At 43.5% G+C, this 2,517-nt stretch carries 2 protein-coding genes; both read left to right on the top strand.

Going from position 1 to position 2,517, the window contains the following annotated elements:
• Positions 1 to 610 precede the first annotated feature (610 nt).
• On the top strand, positions 611 to 1,705 hold the full coding sequence (locus tag AB4496_RS16955) for a TRAP transporter substrate-binding protein (protein ID WP_009847138.1): 1,095 nt from the start codon (positions 611 to 613) through the stop codon (positions 1,703 to 1,705).
• 217 nt (positions 1,706 to 1,922) lie between these two features.
• The gene (locus AB4496_RS16950) at positions 1,923 to 2,495 is read left to right on the top strand and encodes a TRAP transporter small permease subunit (protein ID WP_049779139.1); all 573 of its coding nucleotides are present in this window, start codon (positions 1,923 to 1,925) and stop codon (positions 2,493 to 2,495) included.
• Positions 2,496 to 2,517 lie beyond the last annotated feature (22 nt).

Below are 2,517 nucleotides of genomic sequence, written 5' to 3'. Positions count from 1 at the left end.
ACAAGGTTATCTACAAAGCTATGTAATCCCGCGGGATTACATTCGCTTCGTTAAAGTTTTTAAGCCTCGATTATCGAGGCTTTTTTGTATCTGGAGGATCATGTTAATCTCAATCCTCAATCCTAAACTCGACCCCATACTCATATTCGAACCTAGCCCCAGAAACCTTATTTCCAATCGGCAGGCCCCTTCCGTTATTCACCAGTCTTTCGCGTGTCCCATGTTTCGAATCAGTAGGCACCAAAGTAGGACGTCTAATTCTCTGAAACTTTGATTTATATGGATAAATGCATTTAAGTGCGTATTTGATGTGTGGCGAGAATAGAGCTTCCTCACGAAATGGAAATCAATTGTTAATGCAGTTTCACTATAACTACTTAGGTATTTATCAATACTAATTACCCTAATGAATCTCCCAGAGCCTTTAAAATCGACATCGCTAAATTATCTCCTACGTAGTTCTACGTAATCCTTTGGTCTAATACGCAGTTTATGTGAGTCCGTCGTGCGTGCTCTCCCTGATATCTTGTTGCTACATCACGGTGCACTCTTATGTTGAATCATAAAAAATGCTCATAGAAAGAGTGTTAACCCAACAAAGGACGTGAATATGAGTCTCATTTCTAACTCCCTCACACGAGTTTTTAAAAACGTTGCAGTTACTGCAGCGGCTTGTTTAGCTTTGGTCGCTACTGGTGCAACTGCTGCTGATAAGGTTTATCGCTTGAAGCTTGCTGAAACATGGGGACCAAACTTCCCTGTATTCGGTGACGCGACGAAGAACATGGCTGCGATGGCTGAGAAAATGTCGAACGGTCGACTGCAAATCAGAATCGATTCTGCGAACAAACACAAAGCACCGCTTGGCGTTTTTGACATGGTTAAGTCTGGTCAATACGACATGGGGCACTCAGGCTCTTACTACTGGAAAGGTAAAGTTCCAAACACGCTTTACTTCACTTCTATGCCTTTCGGTATGACGCCAGCTGAACAATATGCGTGGTTCTATCACGGTGGTGGTATGGAGTTGATGGAGCAGGTTTACTCTCCACATAATCTGATGTCGTTCCCAGGTGGTAATACGGATATCCAGATGGGGGGTTGGTTTCAAAAAGAGATCAACAGTGTGGAAGACCTACAAGGTCTGAAAATGCGTATCCCTGGCTTTGCTGGTGAGATTCTAGCGGAGCTAGGCGCTAAACCTACCAATATTGCCCCAGGTGAGCTTTACACATCTCTAGAGCGTCGCACAATCGATGCACTAGAGTGGGTAGGTCCATCACTTGATCTGCGTATGGGCTTCCACAAGATCGCGCCTTACTACTACACAGGTTGGCATGAGCCGGGTTCAGAGCTTCAATTCCTAGTGAACAAGCGTACATGGAACAAGCTTCCTGAAGACCTACAAGAAATCTTGCGTGTTGCAATGCGTACAGCGGCTTACGACATGTACACACAAGCAACGCACGAAAGTGGCAAGAACTGGGTTTCAATGAAAACAGAATACCCAGACGTACAAGTTAAAGATTTCCCACCAGAGGTTATGTCTGCACTGAAAGAAGCGAACGATCGCCTACTTGCTAAGCACGCTGAGAAAGATGCATTGGCAAAAGAGATTCAAGCTTCACAAGCAAGCTACCTAGAGCAAGTACGTTCATGGACGGATATTTCACACAGAGCTTATTTAAATAGCCAAGCGAAATAATCGACAGTTTTTGAACTGAAGCTAAATGAACCCAAAGCTATTCTTGTTAGGTAACTAAGAGTGACTAAGCGGCGGGTTCATTTTAACCATAATAATTAAGCAGGATAAATCCTGTAATACGCCCAAGAACCCTTTCTACGTCGTGCCTATTGCTAGCTATAAACTGAATCGTTTTTAGTTTGGGTTAGTTGTGCTGCGCGATGTCTTTTCAAATTCCATGGAGTCGGGAATGCGAAGTCTAATTTATATTGAACGCCTGTTTAATCGTATCGGTGATGCACTGGGATGGCTTTCCAGTATGTTGTTTATTCTACTTATCGCTAACGTTGTGTATGACGTTGTCATGAGATATGCCTTCAATGATGTCTCAATCGCTTTCCAAGAGATGGAATGGCACCTTTTCTCAGCCGTTTTTCTATTAGGTGTTCCTTATGCCATCAAGGCTGGTGGTCATGTTCGAGTAGACGTGTTCTACGAACAATTGAGCTTTAAAGCGCAAGCCATTATTGACCTGCTAGGCACACTGATCTTTCTGATGCCTTTCTGTTTGCTGGTTGCTTGGTTTGGTATTGATGTTGCCAAAGAGAGTTATAACCTCGGCGAAACCTCAGGTGACCCGGGTGGCCTGCCATATCGATGGATCATCAAAGCCATGATTCCACTGTCATTTTTCTTGATGGCACTCAGCGGAGTCGGTTTGATCCTGCACTCGTTGAACAAAATTTTTAATCCCCATCTCATCCATGCAAATAACACGCATGCAAACAATATTCATACAAAGAATAAGTAGAGGCTGAACATGATTGGAATAG

The organism is Vibrio sp. 10N.222.46.A1, from assembly GCF_041473595.1.
GTDB classification, from domain to species: domain Bacteria; phylum Pseudomonadota; class Gammaproteobacteria; order Enterobacterales; family Vibrionaceae; genus Vibrio; species Vibrio tasmaniensis_A.
The sequence above is the reverse complement of the archived record's forward strand: the minus strand, read 5'-3'. Positions and strand labels throughout refer to the sequence as shown.